Below are 21,575 nucleotides of genomic sequence, written 5' to 3' on the forward strand. Positions count from 1 at the left end.
ACGGGCTTGCCGGACCGGGCGGCCCTTCGCACGATTTCACCCGTCTCCGGGGGATCGCCGGGCGACCGCGCGACGGAGGGCGTCCCGGCAGGCCAGGACGGCCGGGTGCCGGCTGCGGCCACGGCGCACGACCGTGAAGACACGGCGCGCCTGCCGGCCGCCGGGGAGCTGCCGCAGCGCCACCGTCCGGGGCCGTCCGCTCCACACGAGGTCGGGCAGGAAGGCCGCGGCGTGGTGCTGCTCGACGAGACGGAGGTGGAGCAGGAGATCGGTGGTCTCGAACCGCACGTCCGGTTCGAAGCCCGCGTCACGGCACAGGGTCGTGGCCCAGTGCCGTGCGGTGGTGCCTTCCGGTTCCATGACCCAGGGGTGGCCGGCCAGTGAGCGCAGCGCCGCCACCGGGTCGTCGGTGTCCGCGGGGAGGGGCGGCCCGGGCAGGGCGAGGCGCAGGGGATCGTCGAGCAGGTCCTCCTGTTCGAGTCCGGAGGGGCGCGGATTGGGGTTGCCGGGGTACTCCTCGGCGAGGACCAGGTCGAAGTCGCGGGCCTGGAGGGCGGGAAGGGCCTTCTCCGGCTCCATGTGCGTGACGTGGACGCGCAGATGCGGGTGCGCGTCACGCAGCAGGCCGAGCGCCGTCGGGACCAGGGCCAGAGCGGCCGTCTGGAACGAGGCGATGCGCAGCGTGCCGGTCAGATCGGTCAGGGAGGCCGCGATGTCCGCCTCCGCGCGCTCCAGGCGTTCGAGAACCGCCTCGGTGTGGGCGACGAGGATCTCGGCCTGCTCGGTCAGCCGCACGCGCCGCCCGACCGGTTCCAGCAGCGGGACGCCGACGTCGGCCTCGAGCTGGGACAACTGCTGGGAGACGGAGGACGGGGCGTAGGACAGGGCGGCGGCGACGGCCGCCAGCGTGCCGCGGTGCTTGAGCTCGCGCAGCAGACGCAGCCGGTGCAGGTCGAACATCGCCGGACCGCTCGCTCTCCTTGCCGTCGCGGAGCCCGGGGAGGCTCTCCTCGTCGTCACCGCGGCATCGGTCGGTTTCCCTGATGAGTATAAGTCGGAAACATCCGCTGGACCGATGGTAGGAGTGCGTCGGACCCTGGTCGCGTGCCCGAGAACTCCTCCTCCCCCCGTACGCTGCCGTGGGTCGCGCGGCCCGCCGCCCGGACCTGGCGGTGTGGACCGGCGCCCGCCGCGGTCCGGGACTTCCACGCCGCCCTGCCCGGTTACTCGCCCACTCCGCTGACCGAACTCCCCCCGCTCGCAGCCGAGCTGGGAGCCGGCCGGCTCTTCGTCAAGGACGAGTCGCGCCGCCTCGGACTGCCCGCGTTCAAGGCACTGGGCGCGTCCTGGGCGGTCCACCGCGTCCTCACCGAACGCGCGGCGGGCGGCGCGGAACCGGGTCCGGTCACCCTGGTCACCGCGACCGACGGGAACCACGGCCGCGCCGTCGCGCGCACGGCACGCCTGCTCGGGCAGCGCGCCCACGTCCTCGTCCCGCAGGGCGTCCATCCGCGGGCCGTGGCGGCCATCGTCGCCGAGCAGGCGCGGGTCACCGAGGTCCCGGGACCGTACGACGAGGCCGTGCGCCTGGCGGCCGAGGCGGCGACCGGGCCGGACGCGGTCCTGGTCCAGGACACGGCCTGGCCCGGCTACGAGCGGATCCCGGGGTGGATCGTCGAGGGCTACTCCACCCTCTGCGCCGAGATCGACGAACAACTGGCGGACGAAGGGATCGCCGAGGGGCCCGACCTGGTCTGCGTCCCGGTGGGCGTGGGCTCACTGGCCCAGGCCGTGGTCACCCACTACCGCAGCCGCCCGTCCGGCCGGGCGCCGGTGCTGATGTCGGTGGAACCGCAGGCGGCCGCCTGCGTCCTCGAAAGCGTCGTCCGCGGCGAACCCGTCAGCGTCCCCACCGGCGACACCACCATGGCCGGGCTGAACTGCGGCACCCCCTCCAGCATCGCCTGGCCCTACCTGCACCGCGGGCTGGATGCCGCCGTCGCGGTCCCCGACGCCGACAGCGCGCGGGCGGCCGCCCGCCTCGCCGCTCTCGGGGTCTCGTCGGGACCCTGCGGCGCCGCGGCCCTCGCCGGTCTGCGTGCGGCGCTCACCGGCGCGGGCGCCGACGAACGCCGCACGGCTCTGGGGCTCGGTCCGTCCTCGGTCGTCGTGCTGCTGAGCACCGAGGGTCCGGCGGCCAACCCGCACGGCACCCTCGGCCGCTCGAGCCCTGATCGCCTGAAGGCCGTGCGTCGACGGGACACCGTGCGCGGCGCTGAGACGCGCCCGCGCATCCCTGAGAAGGGACTGCGCACTTCCGCTCCGCTCCCGCGCACCCCCCGCGATTCCTGAAGGACATCCGCGTTGAACGACTGCCTCACCGCTCCGCTCCCGACTGCCTCGGCCACGAGGGGGGCGGCGACGTGCTGACCCATGCCGTGACCGCGCTCGGTGTCCTGGCGCTGCTGACCGTCATGCCCGGCCCGGACATGGCGGTGGTGACCCGTCGCGCCATCGCGTTCGGTCCCGCGGACGCGTTGCGCGCCGTGGGCGGGATCGCGACCGGGCTGCTGCTCTGGGGCGCGCTGACCGCGGCCGGTCTCGCGGCCGTGCTGGCCACCTCGCCCGCGGCCTACCTGACCGTCAAGCTCCTGGGCGCCGGCTACCTGGTGCTCCTGGGCGCGCAGGCGCTGTGGCAGAACCGCCGGGCCGCCCCCGCACCGGCCACGACCGGGACCCGCGCTCCTGCCGGCAGCCCCTGGCGGACCGGTCTGGTCAGCAACGTCCTCAACCCGAAGATCGCCGTCTTCTACACCGGGCTGCTCCCGACGCCGGCCCCGCCCGGACTGCCCGCCGCCTGGGCCATGACGCTCCTGGTCCTCCTGCACACCGTCCTCACCCTCGGCTGGCTGGGCGGCTGCGTGCTCCTGCTGTCCCGAGCCGGGCGCGTCCTCGAAGGGCCGAGGACCCGCCGTGCGCTCGGCCGGACCACGGGCGTCGTGCTGATCGGCCTCGGTCTCGCGGTCGCGACCGCCTCCGGCTGATCCGTCCGCGCCATCCGCACCGGTCCGCTCACGGCGGGCCGCCGCCGTCGGACCACCCCGTTCGCCCCGTGGAGGAAGCGGGCCGGCCCCGGCCTCCGCGTCGACCGCACGGCCGACATCCGCTCGAGGCGCCCCGTAACCCGCCGGGCCGTCGGGGGTTGGTAGCCATGAGGTCCGCCGCTCCGCGTGCGTACCTCGGTTCGGGATTTCACCGAAGGTGCGGGTGACGGCGGTACGCCCGGGCCGACGCGAACGACGTCGGCCTGTGGCTTCCGCGGCGCACCGCCTCGTTGCTGGACAGCGGGAGGACAGGGAGCCGTGGCCGTGACCGAGCCGGAGCCCGGGGAGGCTCCTTCGAGGTGCTCCGAGGCCGGGGGCGCTGCCGTGGGGGAGACCCAGGCGGAGACCGTCGCCGACGGTGGGGCTCCTGGCACGGGCGGAGCCTCCCCGGGGACACCCGCAGGTGGCGGTTCCTCCGCGGGGAATCCCGCCGGTGGCGGTTCCTCGGTGGGGGAGCCCGCCGGTGGCGGTTCCTCGGTGGGGGAGCCCGCCGGTGACAGTTCCTCGGTGGGGGAGCCCGCCGGTGGTGGTTCCCTTGCGAGTGCGCCTGCCGGCGGCGGCTCCGTCGACGCACCCGCGCACGCGGGCGCTCCCTCCGCCGGAACGCCGACGGGGGAACGGCCGGCGCATGAGGCGATCCTGCGGCGTCAGTCGGCGCGCGAGTCGGCAGCGCGCACCTACGCCCGCGCCCTTCCCATCGTGCCCGTGCGGGCGCGCGGGCTGACCATCGAGGGCGCCGACGGCCGCCGCTACCTCGACTGCCTCTCCGGCGCGGGCACCCTGGCGCTGGGCCACAACCACCCCGTCGTGCTGGAGGCCATCCGCAAGGTCATCGACTCCGGCGCACCCCTGAACGTCCTCGACCTGGCCACTCCCGTCAAGGACGCCTTCATCACCGAGCTGTTCGCCACCCTGCCGCCCGGACTCGCCGACCACGCACGCGTCCAGTTCTGCGGACCGGCCGGCACGGACGCGGTGGAGGCCGCCCTCACACTGGTGCGGGCCGCCACCGGCCGCACGGGAGTCCTGGCGTTCACCGGCGCCTACCACGGCATGACCGCCGGGTCCCTGGAAGTCTCCGGCGGCGCCGGCGAGGTCCGGGTGACGCGCCTGCCCTATCCGCAGGACTACCGGTGTCCGTTCGGCGTCGGTGGCCGGCGGGGCGCCGAACTCGCCGCCCGCTGGACCGAGTCCCTCCTCGACGACCCCAAGTCCGGCGTGCGGCCGCCCGCCGGGATGATCCTCGAACCCGTCCAGGGGGAAGGCGGGGTGATTCCCGCGCCGGACGCCTGGATGCGACGCATGCGGCAGATCACGGCCGACCGCTCCATCCCCCTGATCGTCGACGAGATCCAGACGGGCGTGGGCCGGACCGGTGCCTTCTGGGCGGTGGAGCACAGCGGGGTGACCCCCGACGTCATGGTCCTCTCCAAGGCCATCGGCGGCAGCCTGCCCCTGGCCGTCATCGTCTACCGCGACGACCTCGACGTGTGGGAACCCGGCGCCCACGCGGGCACGTTCCGCGGCAACCAACTCGCCATGGCCGCCGGCACGGCGACCCTCGCCTACGTCCGCGCCAACGGTCTCGCCGACCGCGCGTGCACCCTGGGCGCCGAACTGCTCGGCCGACTCCGGCAACTGGCCCGGGACGTCCCGTACATGGGCGACGTGCGGGGCCGGGGTCTGATGATCGGCATCGAGATGGCTGACCCCGAGGAACCGGGCCGGGCGGGCGGTCCGGCCGAGAGCGCCCCGCCGGGACCCGGTTCCCCGGCTCGGCGGATGAGCATCCCGGCGGAGACCGCTCCCCAGTCCCGCCCCGCCGCCCCCGGACTGGCCCTCGCCGTCCAGCGGGAGTGCCTGCGACGCGGCCTGATCGTCGAACTCGGCGGACGCCACGCGAGCGTCGTACGCCTGCTGCCACCCCTGACGATCACCGACGAGCAGGCGGCCGCCGTGCTCGACCGGTTCGCGGACGCGGTGGAGTCGGTGGCCCGCGCCCATGCCGGCCGCACGGGTCACGCAGGTCACCGCAGCCCCGGCCCACCGCGGCAGCCGGCCGGTCCACCTCCGCCGCACGGCGCCGGAACCACGGACCCGGGGTGACCCGGACGGCACCGCGGCACGCCTCGCGCGCACCCCGCCGTCGTCGTCCGCCCGTGTGCGAGCCGGCTCCCGTGCTCCGCGAGCGAAGAACCGCACGGACCACTCGGCGCCGACCCCGCCGCGCGGAGCGGCCCGCCCCGGGCCGCTCCCACCCCGAGCCCCCGCCCCGGCGTCCACGCCGACGCCCGACGGCAGGCGAACACACCGCCCCCGCCCCCTGAACCGTCGCTGCCAGAGCCGATCCCACCCGACGAGGAACGACCGTGAACACGTCTCACCGACCCGCCGGTTCCGCCACCCCGGCACCCGCCGCTTCTCCCGCACAGGCGTCGACCTCCTCCGTCCCCTCACCGCTCGTCCCTCCGGCTGTCCCGGTCCCCCACCGACGGGGAGACACCCCGCCCCACCGCTGGTCCCACCCCTCCTGCACCGATCTCCTGGAGCACTCCGACCCCCTCACGGCGGCCCAGGCGGCGGCCGTGGAGAACCTGCTGCGCTGCTGGGTGCGTGAGACCGGCCTGTCCGCCCCCGGCGACGGCGTGCTGCGCATTCCGCTGCCCGCCACCGGCACCGCTCTGCTCACCCCCGTCCACTACTGGTCTCCGACCGGCTGGCACCGCTTCGGTCTCCCTCACCTGGCCGACGCTCCCGAGCACGCCCCGCCCGCGGACCCGGTCACGGTCGCGGCCCTGCTGGCCCGCGAGACACTCACCTCGCCCGGCACGGCCGCGGCACCCCGCTCGGCCGCCGTCTCCGGCGCCGGCGGTGACCTCGTCGCCCGCGTCGCCGACTCCGTCCGCCGTACCGCGGTCTTCATCGGTGCCCGCCGGGAACGTCCCGCCGGCGCACCCGACCTGTTCCTCTCCGCCGAACAGGCCCTGGTGCTCGGACATCCGCTCCACCCGACCCCCAAGAGCCGCGAGGGACTCTCCGACGCCGAAGCGGCGTCGTACTCACCTGAGCTGCACGGTTCCTTTCCCTTGCACTGGCTGGCCGTCGCCCCTTCCGTGCTCGCCACCGACTCCGCCTGGACGGAGCGCGGACGTCCCGTCCCGGCGGACCGGCTGACGGCCCGGCTCGCCGGGAGCGGACTGCCGCTGCCCGACGGGCACGCCGTCCTGCCGCTGCACCCCTGGCAGTCGCGTGAGGCCCGCCACCGTCCCGAGGTCGCGGCCCTGCTCGACGCAGGACTGCTCCGGGACCTCGGTGCTCACGGCCACCCGTGGCACCCCACCTCCTCCGTCCGCACCGTCTACCGCTCCGGCGCCCCGGCGATGCTCAAACTCTCGTTGGGGCTGCGCATCACCAACTCCCGTCGTGAGAACCTGCGCAAGGAACTGCACCGCGGCGTCGAGGTGCACCGCCTGCTGCGCACCGGCCTGGGCCGGCAGTGGCACGCGGCCCATCCGGGCTTCGACATCGTCCGCGACCCCGCCTGGCTCGCCGTCGACGGGCCGGACGGCCGGCCGGTGCCGGGGCTCGACGTGGTGATCCGGCACAACCCGTTCACCCCGTCCCACGACGTGTCGTGCATCGCCGGCCTCGTCGCGCCCCACTCGTACGCCGGCCGCGACACCGACCCGGGCGACCGCACGGCCGAGGCACACCTGCCGCCCGAAGGACGGACGTCCGCCCCGCCGTCGCGTCTCGGCGTGCTCGTCACGCGCCTCGCCCGGAAGACGGGCCACCCGCGCCAGGCCGTGGCCACCGAGTGGTTCCTGCGCTACCTGGAGCAGGTCGTCCGGCCCGTGCTGTGGCTCGACGGCGAGGCGGGTGTCGCCCTCGAGGCGCACCAGCAGAACACGCTCCTCGTGCTGGACCACGACGGCTGGCCCACCGGCGGCCGCTACCGTGACAACCAGGGCTACTACTTCCGCGCTTCCCGCCGCACGGAACTCGACGCCCGACTGCCGGGAATCGGTGAACGCAGCGACACCTTCGTCTCCGACGAGGTCACCGACGAGCGTTTCGCCTATTACCTCGGGATCAACAACGTCCTGGGTCTGGTCGGCGCGTTGGGCTCGCAGCGGCTGGCCGACGAGCAGGTGCTGCTGGCCGCCTTCCGGTGGTTCCTCACCGAAGCGGCCCACGGCCCCGCCCGGCTGCGCAGTTCGCTGCCCGCCCGTCTGCTCGACTCACCCGTCCTGCGCTGCAAGGCCAATCTGCTGACCCGGCTGCACGGTCTCGACGAACTCGTCGGTCCCGTCGACACCCAGTCCGTGTACGTCACCATCGCCAACCCCCTGCACTCCTGATCCGTTCGCCGTCCTGCCCGCCCACCCACGCGCGTCGCCGTGAGCGTCCGCCCCCTTCCGCCCCCGGAGAGGAGCCCACCGTGCCCCCCACGAACGCCGAGCACACACCGGTCCTGTGCCTTCCCGCCGACGACCTGCTGGACCACGTCGGAAGCTGGGGACCGGTCGCCACATCCGCCGGTGTGTTCCGTCTCGTGCCCGTGCGGGTCGAGCGGGACCTCACGCTCATCGACAGGTGGATGAACGACCCCGCGGTCGCCGCCTTCTGGGGTCTGGCGGGACGCGCGTCCGTCACCGAGGAACACCTGCGGCGCCAACTCGACGGCGACGGGCGCAGCGTTCCCTGTCTCGGCGTGCTGGAGGGCACTCCGATGAGCTACTGGGAGGTCTACCGGGCAGACCTCGATCCACTGGCCCGCCACTACCCTGCCCGCGCCCACGACACCGGCGTCCACCTCCTCATCGGCGGTGAGGCCGGGCGGGGAAGAGGACTCGGTGGCGTCCTGCTCGAAACCGTCGCCGGGCTCGTGCTCGACAGGCGACCCGCCTGCACGCGTGTCATCGCTGAACCCGACCTTCGCAACACCCCCTCCGTGGCCGCCTTCCTCCGTGCCGGCTTCCGGTTCTCCGCCGAGATCGACCTGCCCGCAAAGCGAGCGGCCCTCATGGTGCGGGACCGGCATCCGTCTCCCGCGGTGTGACGCTCTGTGTTCATGCCGTCACACTTCGAACGTGCCGGGGTGCGAGGTGGTTCCCGATCGTCCGACGGTTACGGATTTCTTTCTCGGGTCGGTTCCTCTCTCGAGCCGGGCCCCTCCCTCCGCTCGCCCCCTCCACCCCCTCCTTCCCTTCCTCCCCGTTCCTTCCTCCGCCCGCCGCCGAACCGAGAAGCGCCCGACCGTGATCCTGTCTCCGCCGTCACGCCTCGCCACCTGCACGACCACCCGTTTGTCAGTCCCGCGCCGTAGGGTGGTCGCGCTATGACGAAGCCCTCACTCCCCGAACTCCTGCATGCCGCCGTCGCCGCCGTCGGCGGCACGGAGCGCCCTGGCCAGGTGACCATGGCCGAAGCCGTCGCGGAGGCGATCGACGACGGCTCCCATCTGCTGGTCCAGGCCGGCACCGGCACCGGCAAGTCGCTGGGGTACCTCGTGCCCGCGCTCGCACATGGGGAGAGGGTCGTCGTGGCGACCGCCACCCTGGCCCTGCAGCGCCAGCTCGTGGAGCGCGACCTGCCGCGCACGGTCGACGCGCTGCATCCGCTGCTGCGCCGCCGCCCGGAGTTCGCGATGCTCAAGGGCCGGTCGAACTACCTCTGTCTGCACCGGCTGCACGAAGGCATGCCGCAGGACGAGGAGGAGGGACTCTTCGACCAGTTCGAGGCGGCCGCGCCCACCAGCAAGCTCGGCCAGGACCTGCTGCGGCTGCGCGACTGGGCGGACGAAACCGAGAACGGCGACCGCGACGACCTGACTCCAGGTGTCTCCGACCGCGCCTGGGGTCAGGTGGCGGTCTCCTCGCGTGAGTGCCTGGGCGCCTCGAAGTGCGCCTACGGCGCCGAATGCTTCGCGGAGATGGCGCGGGAGCGGGCCAAGCTGTCCGAGGTCGTCGTCACCAACCACGCCCTCCTGGCCATCGACGCCATCGAGGGGGCCCCGGTCCTCCCGCAGCACGAGGTGCTGATCGTCGACGAGGCGCACGAACTGGTCTCGCGGGTCACCGGGGTCGCCACCGGCGAGCTCACCCCGGGCCAGGTCAACCGCGCGGTGCGCCGAGCGGCGAAGCTGGTCGACGAGAAGGCCGCGGACCAGCTCCAGACGGCCGCCGAGGGCTTCGAGCGGCTGATGGAGCTGGCGCTGCCGGGCCGCCTGGAGGAGGTCCCCGAGGACCTCGGCTATGCCCTGATGGCCCTGCGCGACGCCGCGCGCACGGTCATCTCCGCGATCGGCAACACCCGCGACAAGTCCGTCCAGGACGAGGACGCGATCCGCAAGCAGGCGCTGGCGTCCGTGGAGTCGGTGCACGACGTGGCGGAGCGGATCGTGAACGGCTCCGAGTACGACGTCGTCTGGTACGAGCGCCACGACCGCTTCGGCGCCTCCCTGCGCGTCGCCCCGCTGTCCGTGTCGGGCCTGTTGCGGGAGAAGCTCTTCGCGGACCGCTCCGTGGTCCTGGCCTCGGCGACCCTGAAGCTGGGCGGCGACTTCAACGGTGTGGGGGCCTCGCTCGGGCTGCCTCCGGAGGGCACTCAGGGCGATGACGCCCCTCAGTGGAAGGGCATCGACGTCGGCTCGCCCTTCGACTACCGCAAGCAGGGCATTCTCTACGTCGCCAAGCATCTGGCGCGCCCCGCGCGGGACGGCGACCGGGGGGACATGCTGGACGAGCTGACGGAGCTGATCCAGGCGGCCGGCGGGCGTACTCTCGGCCTCTTCTCGTCCATGCGGGCCGCTCAGCTCGCCGCGGAGGAGCTGCGTACCCGCATTCCGGAGTTCCCCGTCCTGCTGCAGGGCGAGGAGACCCTCGGCGAACTGATCAAGAACTTCGCGGCGGACCCGAGGACGTGTCTCTTCGGCACGCTGTCGCTCTGGCAGGGCGTCGACGTGCCCGGACCCAGCTGCCAGCTGGTGGTCATGGACAAGATCCCGTTCCCGCGCCCGGACGATCCGCTGATGAGCGCCCGCCAGAAGGCGGTGGAGGACGCGGGGGGCAACGGCTTCATGGCCGTCGCCGCCACGCACGCCGCGCTGCTGATGGCCCAGGGAGCGGGCCGGCTCGTGCGTGCCTCGGGAGACCGCGGAGTCGTCGCCGTACTGGACCAGCGCCTGGCGACCGCCCGGTACGGCAGCTACCTCAAGGCGTCCCTGCCCGACTTCTGGTACACCACGGACCGCAACCAGGTCCGCAGGTCACTCGCGGCGATCGACGAGGCGGCCAAGCAGGCGGAAGCGCGGTGAGGAGTGGCCTGTCCCCGTTTCGGGGACAGGCCACTTCGACTGTTCACGGTCCCGAGCCGGACTTTCTCCGATCGCGCGGGCACAGCACAGGGCCCCGGAACCGGCGCAGGGATCCCGGGGCCCAGTCAGGGGGCGGAGCGTCGGAGGGCCGTCCGCCACCGGTCTCAGACGCGGCGCAGTACGGCCACCACCTTGCCGAGAATGGTCGCGTCATCGCCCGGGATCGGCTCGTACGCCGCGTTGTGGGGGAGGAGCCACACGTGGCCGTCCTCGCGCTTGAAGCGCTTGACGGTGGCCTCGCCGTCGAGCATCGCGGCCACGATGTCGCCGTTCTCGGCGACCGGCTGTCGGCGGACGGTGACCCAGTCGCCGTCGCAGATCGCGGCCTCGATCATCGAGTCGCCCACGACCTTCAGCACGAACAGCTCACCGTCACCGACGAGCTGCCGGGGCAGGGGGAAGACGTCCTCGACCGACTCTTCGGCGAGGATGGGGCCGCCGGCGGCGATGCGGCCGACCAGCGGGACGTAGGACGCGGCGGGCTTGCCGGCGGTGTCCGTGGGCTGCACGGCGGCGGCCTGGTCGGAACCGCGCACCTCGTAGGCGCGCGGACGGTGTGGGTCGCGGCGCAGGAAGCCCTTCCGCTCCAGTGCCATCAGCTGGTGTGCGACCGAGGAGGTGCTGGAGAGGCCGACCGCCTGGCCGATCTCCCGCATGGACGGCGGGTAGCCGCGCCGCTGCACGGAGTCCCTGATGACCTCGATGACCCGGCGCTGCCGGTCGGTGAGCCCCGAGCTGTCCGCCCGGATGCCTGGAGGTCGGCCTGGCAGGGAGCGCTTGTGTCCCTCCGGGGTCACGGGTTCGTTCATCGCATGCACCGGCTCGAGTCGGCCCTGGGAGCGGTCCTGGGCGGTGATGGTGGCACTGTCTGCGGTGGTGGTCACGTCGGCCCCTCTCGATTGTCTCCCTGCTGGACAACGGTAGTTGCTTTCGAAAGGTTGCGCCAAACACACGTTCGAGTGAAAAAGCGCGTATCGCCTGACTTGATCATGTGCCCAGGTGTATGGCTAACGCGCTGGCCGGTGGGCAGAAGAGCTCATTGTTATACCCTTCACCGCCGGAGCCGATGACCTTGTGTGGTGTCGCCCCAGTCTGCCATCCGTCCTCCCGTCGGCGGGGGGACGGGTTCCGCCCTGCGCCAAGGCCCCACCCCTCCTCCCCGCGGCGCGCACGGCATCCCCGCACACGCCCCGTCGGCACGGCCGTACGGGTGCGGGCGCGACGGTTTCCGGGTGCTCAATGTGACGGCGGAAACGCGGGCCGTGAGGCCCTCGGGTGCGACACGCGACACAGCCTGCGTAAATGGGCCGAGTCCCATATCTAGTGGTTGGATGGCTTCAGCAGCCCACAAGTTGTGGTCCCCCGGGTCCTGGCTTGCTCCTGGATCACCTATGCTTGGGGCTGCTTCGAGGGGCCGGTGAGGCCTCGCGAGGCTATTGAGTCTGCTGTGAGGAGGGTTGGGAGTTCATGCACTGCCCCTTCTGCAGGCACCCCGACAGCCGCGTCGTCGACAGTCGTACGACCGACGACGGCACGTCGATCCGCAGGCGCCGCCAGTGCCCTGACTGCTCCCGTCGTTTCACGACCGTGGAGACGTGCTCGCTCATGGTGGTGAAGCGGTCCGGAGTCACCGAGCCGTTCAGTCGCACCAAGATCATCAACGGTGTGCGCAAGGCGTGCCAGGGGCGGCCCGTCACCGAGGACGCGCTCGCCCAGCTCGGCCAGCGGGTCGAGGAGGCGGTGCGCGCCACCGGCAGCGCCGAGCTGACCACCCACGACGTGGGCCTGGCCATCCTCGGCCCGTTGCAGGAACTCGACCTCGTCGCCTATCTGCGATTCGCCTCCGTCTACCGGGCGTTCGACTCGCTGGAGGACTTCGAGGCCGCCATCGCGGAACTCAGGGAGCAGACCGGACCCCCCGCCGCGGACGACGACGACCGCACGGGCGCCGAAGGCGTCGTCGCGGGGAGCCAGGAAGACGACGGCGGGCGCGGAGGGACCGCACAGGTCCCCGAGCCCGCCCACGCCGCCGACTGACCGGCGGGCCGGCACCGGGTTCCAGGCCCCGGAGCCGGCCGGGCGGCGGCGGACGAAGACTTGCTGCGGCGCGCGTGAGTGCGTTGCCCGCAGTACCAGACACACCACCGTGCCACGGGAACATCGTGGCATTTCAGGGCGTTTTTGCCTGTACAGGGAGGCGGCATGACAGAGACGGCGAGCGGTCCGGCACGAGGTTCCCGAGCCAAGGGCGGCAAGGCGGGGAGCAAGGGACTGCACATCGAGCGCATCCACACCACCCCCGGCGTGCACCCGTACGACGAGGTGGCCTGGGAGCGCCGTGACGTCGTCATGACCAACTGGCGCGACGGCTCGGTCAACTTCGAGCAGCGTGGCGTCGAGTTCCCCGACTTCTGGTCGGTGAACGCGGTCAACATCGTCACCAGCAAGTACTTCCGGGGCGCCGTCGGCACCCCGCAGCGCGAGGTCAGCCTCAAGCAGCTGATCGACCGCATCGTGAAGACGTACCGGAAGGCCGGTGAGGACTACAAGTACTTCGCCTCGCCCGTTGACGCCGAGATCTTCGAGCACGAGCTGGCGTACGCCCTCCTGCACCAGATCTTCAGCTTCAACAGCCCCGTCTGGTTCAACGTCGGCACCCCGCAGCCCCAGCAGGTCTCCGCCTGCTTCATCCTGTCCGTCGACGACTCCATGGAGTCGATCCTCGACTGGTACAAGGAAGAGGGCATGATCTTCAAGGGCGGCTCCGGCGCCGGCCTGAACCTCTCCCGCATCCGCTCCTCCAAGGAGCTCCTCTCCTCCGGCGGCAACGCCTCCGGCCCGGTCTCCTTCATGCGTGGCGCCGACGCCTCCGCCGGCACCATCAAGTCCGGTGGCGCCACCCGCCGTGCCGCCAAGATGGTCGTCCTCGACGTGGACCACCCGGACATCGAGGACTTCATCGAGACCAAGGTCAAGGAAGAGGAGAAGATCCGCGTCCTGCGCGACGCGGGCTTCGACATGGACCTGGGCGGCGACGACATCACGTCCGTCCAGTACCAGAACGCCAACAACTCGGTCCGGGTCAACGACGAGTTCATGAAGGCGGTCGAGCAGGGCGGCCAGTTCGGTCTGCGCGCGCGGATGACCGGTGACGTGATCGAGGAGGTCGACGCCAAGTCCCTCTTCCGCAAGATCGCCGAAGCCGCGTGGGCCTGCGCCGACCCCGGCATCCAGTACGACGACACCATCAACAACTGGCACACCTGCCCCGAGTCCGGCCGGATCACCGCGTCGAACCCGTGCAGCGAGTACATGCACCTGGACAACACGTCCTGCAACCTGGCCTCGCTGAACCTCATGAAGTTCCTGAAGGACGACAGCGAGGGCAACCAGTCCTTCGAGACCGAGCGCTTCCAGAAGGTCGTCGAGCTCGTCATCACGGCGATGGACATCTCCATCTGCTTCGCGGACTTCCCGACCCAGAAGATCGGCGAGAACACGCGCGCGTTCCGCCAGCTCGGCATCGGCTACGCCAACCTCGGCGCCCTGCTGATGGCCACGGGCCACGCCTACGACTCCGACGGCGGTCGCGCCCTGGCCGGCGCCATCACGTCCCTGATGACGGGTACGGCCTACCGGCGCTCCGCCGAGCTGGCCGCGGTCGTCGGCCCGTACGACGGCTACACGCGCAACGCGGACGCCCACAACCGCGTCATGAAGCAGCACGCCGACGCCAACGGCACGGCCGTGCGCATGGACGACCTGGACACCCCGGTCTGGGCCGCCGCCACGGAGGCCTGGCAGGACGTGCTGCGCCTCGGCGAGAAGAACGGTTTCCGTAACTCCCAGGCGTCCGTGCTCGCCCCGACCGGCACCATCGGTCTGGCGATGTCCTGCGACACCACCGGTGTCGAGCCCGACCTCGCCCTGGTCAAGTTCAAGAAGCTGGTCGGCGGCGGCTCGATGCAGATCGTCAACGGCACCGTCCCGCAGGCCCTGCGCCGCCTGGGCTACCAGGAGGAGCAGATCGAGGCGATCGTCGCCCACATCGCCGAGCACGGCAACGTGATCGACGCCCCCGGCCTCAAGCACGAGCACTACGAGGTGTTCGACTGCGCCATGGGCGAGCGCGCCATCTCCCCGATGGGCCACGTCCGCATGATGGCCGCGATCCAGCCGTGGATCTCCGGTGCCATCTCCAAGACGGTCAACATGCCGGAGACGGCGACCGTCGAGGAGGTCGAGGAGATCTACTACGAGGCCTGGAAGCTGGGCGTCAAGGCCCTCGCGATCTACCGCGACAACTGCAAGGTCGGCCAGCCCCTCTCCGCGAAGACCAAGGAGAAGGAGAAGGCCGAGGTCACCGAGAAGGCCGAGGAGACGATCCGTGCCGCGGTCGAGAAGGTGGTCGAGTACCGCCCGGTCCGCAAGCGTCTCCCGAAGGGTCGTCCCGGCATCACCACCTCCTTCACGGTCGGCGGCGCCGAGGGCTACATGACCGCCAACTCCTACCCGGACGACGGTCTCGGCGAGGTCTTCCTGAAGATGTCCAAGCAGGGCTCGACCCTCGCCGGCATGATGGACGCCTTCTCCATCGCGGTCTCCGTCGGCCTCCAGTACGGCGTGCCGCTGGAGACGTACGTCTCCAAGTTCACCAACATGCGCTTCGAGCCGGCGGGCATGACGGACGACCCGGACGTGCGGATGGCCCAGTCGATCGTCGACTACATCTTCCGCCGTCTCGCGCTGGACTTCCTGCCCTTCGAGACGCGCTCCGCGCTCGGCATCCACTCCGCGGAGGAGCGCCAGCGTCACCTGGAGACCGGCTCGTACGAGCCGGCCGAGGAGGAGGTCGACGTCGAGGGGCTGGCCCAGTCGGCGCCGCGGCAGACGGACCTGAAGGCCGTCGCCACCCCGAAGGCCGAGGTCGAGGCGGCCAAGCCCGCCCCGAAGCAGGCGCACACCAGCGCCGAGCTGGTGGAGATGCAGCTGGGCATCCAGGCGGACGCCCCGCTCTGCTTCTCCTGCGGGACGAAGATGCAGCGGGCCGGTTCCTGCTACATCTGCGAGGGCTGCGGCTCGACCAGCGGCTGCAGCTGACCCCTCCACCGGCCGGGGATGAATGACCTGGCCCGGGGACGGACCTGACAGAGGGCGGTGGAGCCGACGTACGGCTCCACCGCCCTCTTGCCCGCTGTCCGCCCGCCGGGCCGGGGATCGCTACCGGCGCAGTCGGCCCATGACGCTCGTGAAGGTCGCCGGGTCGTCGTCGAAGCCCTGGACGCCGGGGCGGAACGACCACCCGTCGGACGGGGTACGGACGAACTCCGCGACCGTCGCCGCCGTCGCCCCGAGCACCCCGCCGAAGTCGTCCACCGCCAGATCGGTGTAGCCCTCGCGGATCCGCACGGCCGGATTGAGCACGCTGACGAAGGTCCGGCGGTCGGGACGCTGCTGTATGACGACACCGATCACCACGCGCGCGTACCGGGCGTCCAGCCGGTCGAGCTCCACCGTCATCACCTCGTCCCAGCCGAAACCCTTGCCGTCCTTGCTGTCCCGGTTGAGGTGGATGGTGCCGTCGGGGGAGCGGCTGTCGAAGTGCACCACATGGGCGGGAACTCCCTGTGGATCGGCCGTCGGATAGGTCGCGGCCACTATGTCCAGATCGGTGGGCGGCTGCCCCGCCGGACTCGGGTCCCACTTCAGCGCGATCTCGACCTTGCGGATGCCCTTGCTGAGGCCGTTCACCGACTTCCCTCCCCGTTCCCCGTCTGATGTCGCCCCGAACTGCCCGTCGTCCGGGGCCGGTTGTCCATCCTGCCACGCGCGTGTACACGCTCGCAGGGCTGCTCTGCGCCGGAGGGTGACCGACGCCACGCCGGGTGGCCTTACCATGGCGCGGTGCTGGTCAAGTGGATTCGCTGCACCGTGGTGGACCGCCGCGGTTTCGAGCGGGGGCAGCGGAAGTGGGCGGGGCTTCCGGGGGAGCCGGGATTTCGGGGACAGGGCGGGGGCTGGAGCAGGGGACGGCCCTCGGTCGCGCATGTCTTCGCCTTCTGGGAGAGCCGTGCCTTCTACGACTCCTTCATGGCGCGTTCGCACGACCGGCTCGCCGCGGCCCAGGCGGGCACGTTCAAGGACGCCCAGGTCCGCCTGTTCGACTACCGCTTCGACGTGAAGACCGGATTCGAACCCCGCTTCACCGACTCCGACCTGCTGCGGGTCGCCCTGTGCCGGGTCCATGAGGAGCGTGCCGAGCACTTCACGCTCATGCAGGAGAAGGTGTGGAACCCTGCCATGGCCGGCTCCCCCGGCATGATCCGCGGGCTGTTCGCGGAGGCTCCGGGCCACGAGTTCCTGGTGCTGTCGATGTGGCGCTCGGAGGCCGAGCACGGCAAGTACCGCACCGAGCGCGTGGAGCGGCTCGCGCTGCGCGCCCAGACCGAAGCGGATGTCTCCTCCCTCACCGGCGACATCATCGAACTGGAACCGGCCTGGACCGTCTGACCCCCTGACGCGTCGCTCGTCGCCCGTCGCCGCGGCTTCGAGGGACCCGCCGGTGCAGGAAGTGTGTGATGTACGCCGTAGAAGGCCCTGACGATTGCTCGATCCGCCGTCACCCGATCTAGGGTTTTGGCATGGCACGACCACGGCGCATCGTCCTTGTCCGGCACGGGGAGTCAACGGGCAATGTTGATGACACCGTGTACGAGCGTGAACCGGACCACGCACTGGCCCTGACCGAGCGTGGCCGGCGGCAGGCGGAGGAGACGGGCAAGACCCTGCGCGACCTGTTCGGCCGCGAGCGGGTCAGTGTGTACGTGTCGCCCTACCGGCGCACGCACGAGACCCTCCGCGCCTTCCACCTCGACCCCGACCTCATACGGGTGCGCGAGGAACCCCGGCTGCGCGAGCAGGACTGGGGCAACTGGCAGGACCGCGACGACGTCCGCCTGCAGAAGAGCTACCGGGACGCCTACGGCCACTTCTTCTACCGCTTCGCGCAGGGCGAGAGCGGGGCCGACGTCTACGACCGGGTCGGCGGCTTCCTGGAGAGCCTCTTCCGCAGCTTCGAGGCGCCCGACCACCCGCCCAACGTGCTCATCGTGACCCATGGCCTCGCCATGCGCCTGTTCTGCATGCGCTGGTTCCACTGGACGGTCGCCGAATTCGAGTCGCTGTCCAATCCGGGGAACGCGGAGATGCGGATGCTCGTTCTCGGGGACAACGGCAAGTACACACTTGACCGGCCCTTCGACCGTTGGCGAGATCCGGAGCCGTACGGGATCTTTGGATAGAGTGGCAGAGCGATGACCGGTGACTCCTCTCCCGACGGGCGCCTGGAACGCGCCCTCGCCAGCCTGCGCGGACTCGCGGTGGGGGACGCGCTGGGCTCGCAGTTCTTCGTGCCGGTGAACTACCCGCTGCTCAAGCGCCGTGAGCTGCCGCCCGGCGCCTGGCAGTGGACGGACGACACGGAGATGGCCTGTTCCGTCGTCGCCGTACTGGCCGCCCACCACCGCATCGACCAGGACGCCCTGGCCCGCTCGTTCGCGGAGCACCACGACTTCGACCGCGGTTACGGCCCGGCGGTCAACCGGCTGCTGAGGCTGGTCCGGGAGGGCGGCGACTGGCGCGAACTGTCCGCCGCGCTGTTCAACGGGCAGGGGTCCTGGGGCAACGGCGCCGCCATGCGGATCGCCCCCCTGGGCGCCTGGTACGCCGACGACCCCGAGCAGGCGACCCACCAGGCGGAGATCTCCGCCTATCCCACGCACCAGCACCGGGAGGCCGTGGTGGGGGCCATGGCGGTCGCCGCCGCGGCCGCGCTGGCCGGCACACCCGGCGGACCGCCCGGTCCCGAGGCGCTCCTGGACGGCGTGATCGCCCTCGTCCCGAAGAGCGCCGTCGGCGCGGGCCTGCGACGCGCCCGCGACATGCTCGACTACGGCGACGCCGCCACCGTCGCCGCCGTACTGGGCTGCGGACGGCGCACGACCGCACACGACACCGTTCCCTTCGCCCTCTGGTCCGCCGCTCGCGCCCTGGGCGACTACGAGAAGGCGTTCTGGACGACGGCCCAGGTCGGCGGGGACGTCGACACGACCTGCGCCATCGTCGGCGGAGTACTGGCCTCGGGGAAGGCGGGGACGCCGCCCGGGACGTGGGTGGAGCAGGTGGAGGCGCTGCCCGAATGGGTCCCGGCGTCCGCGTGACCTCGTCCTGAGGGCTGGGCGGCCGCCTCGGCCGATCGACACGCGGTGCGCCCGACGGCACCTGTGTGTGACCGGCTGCGGCCGACCGGAGCCGAGGTGCGCAAAACTGCGGGGGACGAGCTGGTCCGGGCCGTCACCCGGCGAGGCCGGCTCGGCGGGCCCGGAAGAGCGCGGCGATGGTGAAGGCGTCGGTGATCGTGCCGTCGCCCGCCATCCGCTCGGCCTCGGCGAAGGAGACGGCGCGTGCGCTGCGGATGCCCTCGCCGTGCCCGAGTTCGCCGATCGCGGCGATGCGCGCCGCGTACAGCCCGACCGCCTGACCCAGGATTCCGGTGTCGGGGTGGAGCAGCCCGAGCTCGATGAGCTCGCTCACCGTCGCGCCTATCTCCTCCCCGATCTCCTTGGCCACGTTGCCCTTGTCGTCCAGTCCGGAGGTGCCGTGGCCGCGGGGGATCTCCCAGTGCCAGTCGCGTGTCGCATGCCGGAACTGCTCGATGAGGACCACGTCGCCGTCCAGCAGGGGCAGCACGGCCACGCCGGGTTCCGGCCGCGGGGAGAGCATGCGCAGGTACCGGCCGTTCCGGCCGTCCGGGAAGACGACGGGGTCCTGCAACAGCGTCCACCACCGGTCGTGGTGGACGACACGGCCCTCGGCCGCCGGTCCGTGCTCGATGGTGATCGCGCCGTCCCCGGGCGGGGTGCGGAACCGTTCGGGACGGGTTTCGCGCAGGTGGGCGTAGGCGGACTCCGGGGTTCGCCGTGGAGCGCGTCCGTGGGGCACGGCGCCCTCGGCCGGGTCGTCGGTGCGGTCGCCGTTCTCGGCGTCGGCGCGGTGGTGGTCAGCCGCCATCGGTTCGCCGTCCCCCTGGTGTCGACGTGCTGCGGGTTGCCGCCGTCAGGATGACATGCGGTGCTGACAGCCCGGTCCGGGCCGGCATGCGCGGACGGCGACGACGGGGACGACGGCCTCGAATCGGACGGCGAGCATCACCCGTGGTGAGGTCTCGCCGCCCCTGCCCGCACGCCAGGTGAGTCCTGGCGGTCCGGCGGCCCGGGGATCGGCCGGTGCCGGAACCCCCACGTCGGCCGGCCGGCCGCGGACGTGCGCGCTCGACGTTCGTCGGCGACGGCCCGCGGCCGGCCGTGAGGCCTTTCGTCAGCCGACCACCGGGCCCGCCGTGCCCGAGAGGGCCTCCAGATCGCTCTTGCGGACCCGGATGACCAGCCAGGCGGTCACGAGGGCGGCCGCGGCCATCGCCGCGGCCGGCACGAAGGCCGTCGAGATGCCCTGGGCGAGCACCTCGTGCCCCCACGGAGCGGGAAGCTGGTGCGTCCTGGCGAATTCGGCCTTCTGCTCGGGAGAGGCATGGGTGAGGAAGTCCGGCAGCTGGTTCTCCGCCTCGTCCTTGCCGGCCGTGCCGAACACGGTCGTCAGAATGGCCAGCCCCAGCGAGCCGCCCACCTGCTGGGTGGCGTTGAGCAGGCCGGACGCGGCGCCCGCCTCGTGCTGGGCGACGCCGGACACCGCGGTGACCGTCGCCGTGACGAAGTTGAGTCCCATGCCGAACCCGAACACCAGCATCGGGCCGAGCACTCCGCCGGCATAGGAGCTGTCGGGGCTGATGAAGGTCAGCCAGACGAGGCCGATCACCACGAGGGCGGACCCGCCGACCATGAACGGCTTGGGCCCCAGAACCGGCAGGAACCTCTGCGACAGGCCCGCGCCGACCACGATCGCGGCTGTCACGGGAAGGAAGGCGAGCCCGGCCTTGATCGGGCTGTAGCCCAGCACGTTCTGCACGAAGAGCACGATGTAGAAGAACATGCCGAACATGGCCGCGGCGAGGCTCAGCATGATCACGTACGTGCCGGAGCGGTTGCGGTCGGCGAACATCTTCAGCGGAGTGATGGGCTCCTTCGCCCGCATCTCCGTGAAGACGAAGGCGACCAGCAGCACCAGGGCGGTACCGAACGCCCCGAGGGTCACACCGTCTCCCCAGCCCTCGTCCGCCGCGCGGATGAAGGCGTAGACGAGCGATGCCATGCCCACCGTCGAGGTCAGGGCGCCCGCGATGTCGAAGCGGCCGGGGTGGCGCTCGGACTCGCTGATGTACAGCGGGGTGAGGACGGCGATGAGGACACCGATCGGCACGTTGACGAACAGCACCCAGCGCCAGTCGAGCCACTCCGTCAGCATGCCGCCCGCGAGCAGGCCGACGGCGCCGCCGCCCGCGGACACGGCGGCGAAGACGCCGAAGGCCCGGTTCCTTTCCGGGCCCTCGGGGAACGCGGTGGTGATGAGCGCCAGCGAGGTGGGCGACGCGATGGCGCCACCGATGCCCTGCAGGGCGCGGGCGGCGAGCAACTGCCAGGGCTCCTGGGCCACTCCGCCCAGGAGCGAGGCGAACGTGAAGAGCAGGATGCCGGTCAGGAACGCCCGGCGCCGGCCGAGGATGTCACCGGCTCGGGCGCCGAGCAGCAGCAGACCGCCGAAGGTGAGCGTGTAGGCGCTGACCACCCAGGTGAGGTCGGTGGTGCTGAACTTGAGCGCGTCTTGAATGTGCGGGAGCGCGATGTTCACAATCGTCGCGTCGAGTACCACCATGAGTTGGCACGCGGCGATGACGGTGAGCGCTATGCCGGGATGCCCCTCCCGGCGAGCCGCACCTGGTTTCTGGTCGTGCATCAACTGAGAGGTCGTCACAATGGGTCCCCCACACATGCGTTAGTGAACGCTGACGTTCACTGTCGCGTCAAAGGTAGTGAGTCCCCGGTAGTGAACGCAAGCGTTCACTTGATGCGGCGTCCTGAACCCCGCGCCACTGCCCCGCGACGCCGCACCGCTCCCCGCACTCCCCGCCCCTTTCGCTCGCT

16 protein-coding genes are annotated in these 21,575 nt (G+C 71.8%); 11 read left to right on the forward strand and 5 right to left on the reverse strand.

What is annotated here, in order from left to right:
• Nucleotides 1–36: 36 nt before the first annotated feature.
• Entirely contained in the window at nt 37–960 is a 924-nt protein-coding gene (locus tag ACH4F6_RS16175) for a LysR substrate-binding domain-containing protein (protein WP_397960788.1), read from the reverse strand.
• A gap of 144 nt (nt 961–1,104) precedes the next feature.
• On the opposite strand from ACH4F6_RS16175, the gene ACH4F6_RS16180 reads away from it, so the two are divergent.
• The 6 genes from ACH4F6_RS16180 to ACH4F6_RS16205 all read left to right on the forward strand — a co-directional run bounded on the left by ACH4F6_RS16180 (nt 1,105) and on the right by ACH4F6_RS16205 (nt 10,422).
• A complete protein-coding gene (locus ACH4F6_RS16180) occupies nt 1,105–2,352 on the forward strand; it encodes a diaminopropionate ammonia-lyase (RefSeq protein ID WP_397960789.1) in 1,248 nt (415 codons plus the stop codon).
• A gap of 71 nt (nt 2,353–2,423) precedes the next feature.
• Nucleotides 2,424–3,044, forward strand: coding sequence for a LysE family translocator (locus ACH4F6_RS16185; RefSeq protein WP_397960790.1), 621 nt, complete (start codon nt 2,424–2,426; stop codon nt 3,042–3,044).
• Nucleotides 3,045–3,740: 696 nt separating this feature from the next.
• Nucleotides 3,741–5,210 carry a diaminobutyrate--2-oxoglutarate transaminase family protein gene (locus ACH4F6_RS16190; protein ID WP_397961126.1) on the forward strand — a complete coding sequence of 490 codons (1,470 nt, stop codon included), beginning with the start codon at nt 3,741–3,743 and terminating at the stop codon, nt 5,208–5,210.
• Nucleotides 5,211–5,473: 263 nt separating this feature from the next.
• Nucleotides 5,474–7,465 (forward strand): IucA/IucC family protein, encoded by a 1,992-nt coding sequence (locus ACH4F6_RS16195; RefSeq protein ID WP_397960791.1) that lies wholly within the window; start codon nt 5,474–5,476, stop codon nt 7,463–7,465.
• Nucleotides 7,360–8,166, forward strand: a complete 807-nt coding sequence (locus tag ACH4F6_RS16200) for a GNAT family N-acetyltransferase (protein ID WP_397961127.1) — start codon at nt 7,360–7,362, stop codon at nt 8,164–8,166. Before ACH4F6_RS16195 ends, ACH4F6_RS16200 begins: the two co-directional genes overlap by 106 nt.
• Before the next feature lie 279 nt (nt 8,167–8,445).
• Nucleotides 8,446–10,422: an ATP-dependent DNA helicase gene (locus ACH4F6_RS16205; RefSeq protein WP_397960792.1), complete on the forward strand. Its 1,977-nt coding sequence runs from the start codon at nt 8,446–8,448 to the stop codon at nt 10,420–10,422.
• A gap of 164 nt (nt 10,423–10,586) precedes the next feature.
• On the opposite strand, the gene lexA is transcribed toward ACH4F6_RS16205, so the two are convergent.
• Entirely contained in the window at nt 10,587–11,366 is a 780-nt protein-coding gene (gene lexA / locus ACH4F6_RS16210) for a transcriptional repressor LexA (protein WP_397960793.1), read from the reverse strand.
• Between the two features lie 583 nt (nt 11,367–11,949).
• Here lexA and nrdR point away from each other — a divergent pair.
• On the forward strand, nt 11,950–12,519 hold the full coding sequence (nrdR, locus tag ACH4F6_RS16215; protein ID WP_397960794.1) for a transcriptional regulator NrdR: 570 nt from the start codon (nt 11,950–11,952) through the stop codon (nt 12,517–12,519).
• A 165-nt stretch (nt 12,520–12,684) separates the two neighbouring features.
• Nucleotides 12,685–15,582: a vitamin B12-dependent ribonucleotide reductase gene (locus ACH4F6_RS16220; RefSeq protein ID WP_397960795.1), complete on the forward strand. Its 2,898-nt coding sequence runs from the start codon at nt 12,685–12,687 to the stop codon at nt 15,580–15,582.
• Nucleotides 15,583–15,702: 120 nt separating this feature from the next.
• Here the strand turns inward: ACH4F6_RS16220 and ACH4F6_RS16225 are convergent, their stop codons facing one another.
• Entirely contained in the window at nt 15,703–16,233 is a 531-nt protein-coding gene (locus tag ACH4F6_RS16225; RefSeq protein ID WP_397960796.1) for a TerD family protein, read from the reverse strand.
• A 153-nt stretch (nt 16,234–16,386) separates the two neighbouring features.
• Here ACH4F6_RS16225 and ACH4F6_RS16230 point away from each other — a divergent pair, with 153 nt between their 5' ends.
• From ACH4F6_RS16230 to ACH4F6_RS16240, 3 genes are all read left to right on the forward strand, one after another.
• Nucleotides 16,387–16,992, forward strand: a complete 606-nt coding sequence (locus ACH4F6_RS16230; RefSeq protein WP_397960797.1) for a YdbC family protein — start codon at nt 16,387–16,389, stop codon at nt 16,990–16,992.
• A 131-nt stretch (nt 16,993–17,123) separates the two neighbouring features.
• On the forward strand, nt 17,124–17,783 hold the full coding sequence (locus ACH4F6_RS16235; protein WP_397960798.1) for a histidine phosphatase family protein: 660 nt from the start codon (nt 17,124–17,126) through the stop codon (nt 17,781–17,783).
• Between the two features lie 12 nt (nt 17,784–17,795).
• The gene (locus tag ACH4F6_RS16240; protein ID WP_397960799.1) at nt 17,796–18,701 is read left to right on the forward strand and encodes an ADP-ribosylglycohydrolase family protein; all 906 of its coding nucleotides are present in this window, start codon (nt 17,796–17,798) and stop codon (nt 18,699–18,701) included.
• A gap of 133 nt (nt 18,702–18,834) precedes the next feature.
• On the opposite strand, the gene ACH4F6_RS16245 is transcribed toward ACH4F6_RS16240, so the two are convergent.
• Both ACH4F6_RS16245 and ACH4F6_RS16250 read right to left on the reverse strand, forming a co-directional pair.
• Nucleotides 18,835–19,551 (reverse strand): NUDIX hydrolase, encoded by a 717-nt coding sequence (locus ACH4F6_RS16245; protein WP_397960800.1) that lies wholly within the window; start codon nt 19,549–19,551, stop codon nt 18,835–18,837.
• 306 nt (nt 19,552–19,857) lie between these two features.
• On the reverse strand, nt 19,858–21,405 hold the full coding sequence (locus ACH4F6_RS16250; protein ID WP_397960801.1) for an MFS transporter: 1,548 nt from the start codon (nt 21,403–21,405) through the stop codon (nt 19,858–19,860).
• Nucleotides 21,406–21,575 lie beyond the last annotated feature (170 nt).

The organism is Streptomyces sp. NPDC017936 (genome assembly GCF_044328485.1).
Taxonomy (GTDB): Bacteria; Actinomycetota; Actinomycetes; order Streptomycetales; family Streptomycetaceae; genus Streptomyces.

Bases quoted from the DNA above. Each gene is read 5' to 3' on its own strand.
- ACH4F6_RS16175 (WP_397960788.1), bottom strand. From the start codon at position 960: ATGTTCGACCTGCACCGGCTGCGTCTGCTGCGCGAGCTCAAGCACCGC.
- ACH4F6_RS16205 (WP_397960792.1), top strand. From the start codon at position 8,446: ATGACGAAGCCCTCACTCCCCGAACTCCTGCATGCCGCCGTCGCCGCC.
- nrdR (WP_397960794.1), top strand. From the start codon at position 11,950: ATGCACTGCCCCTTCTGCAGGCACCCCGACAGCCGCGTCGTCGACAGT.
- ACH4F6_RS16220 (WP_397960795.1), top strand. From the start codon at position 12,685: ATGACAGAGACGGCGAGCGGTCCGGCACGAGGTTCCCGAGCCAAGGGC.
- ACH4F6_RS16235 (WP_397960798.1), top strand. From the start codon at position 17,124: ATGGCACGACCACGGCGCATCGTCCTTGTCCGGCACGGGGAGTCAACG.
- ACH4F6_RS16240 (WP_397960799.1), top strand. From the start codon at position 17,796: ATGACCGGTGACTCCTCTCCCGACGGGCGCCTGGAACGCGCCCTCGCC.
- ACH4F6_RS16245 (WP_397960800.1), bottom strand. From the start codon at position 19,551: ATGGCGGCTGACCACCACCGCGCCGACGCCGAGAACGGCGACCGCACC.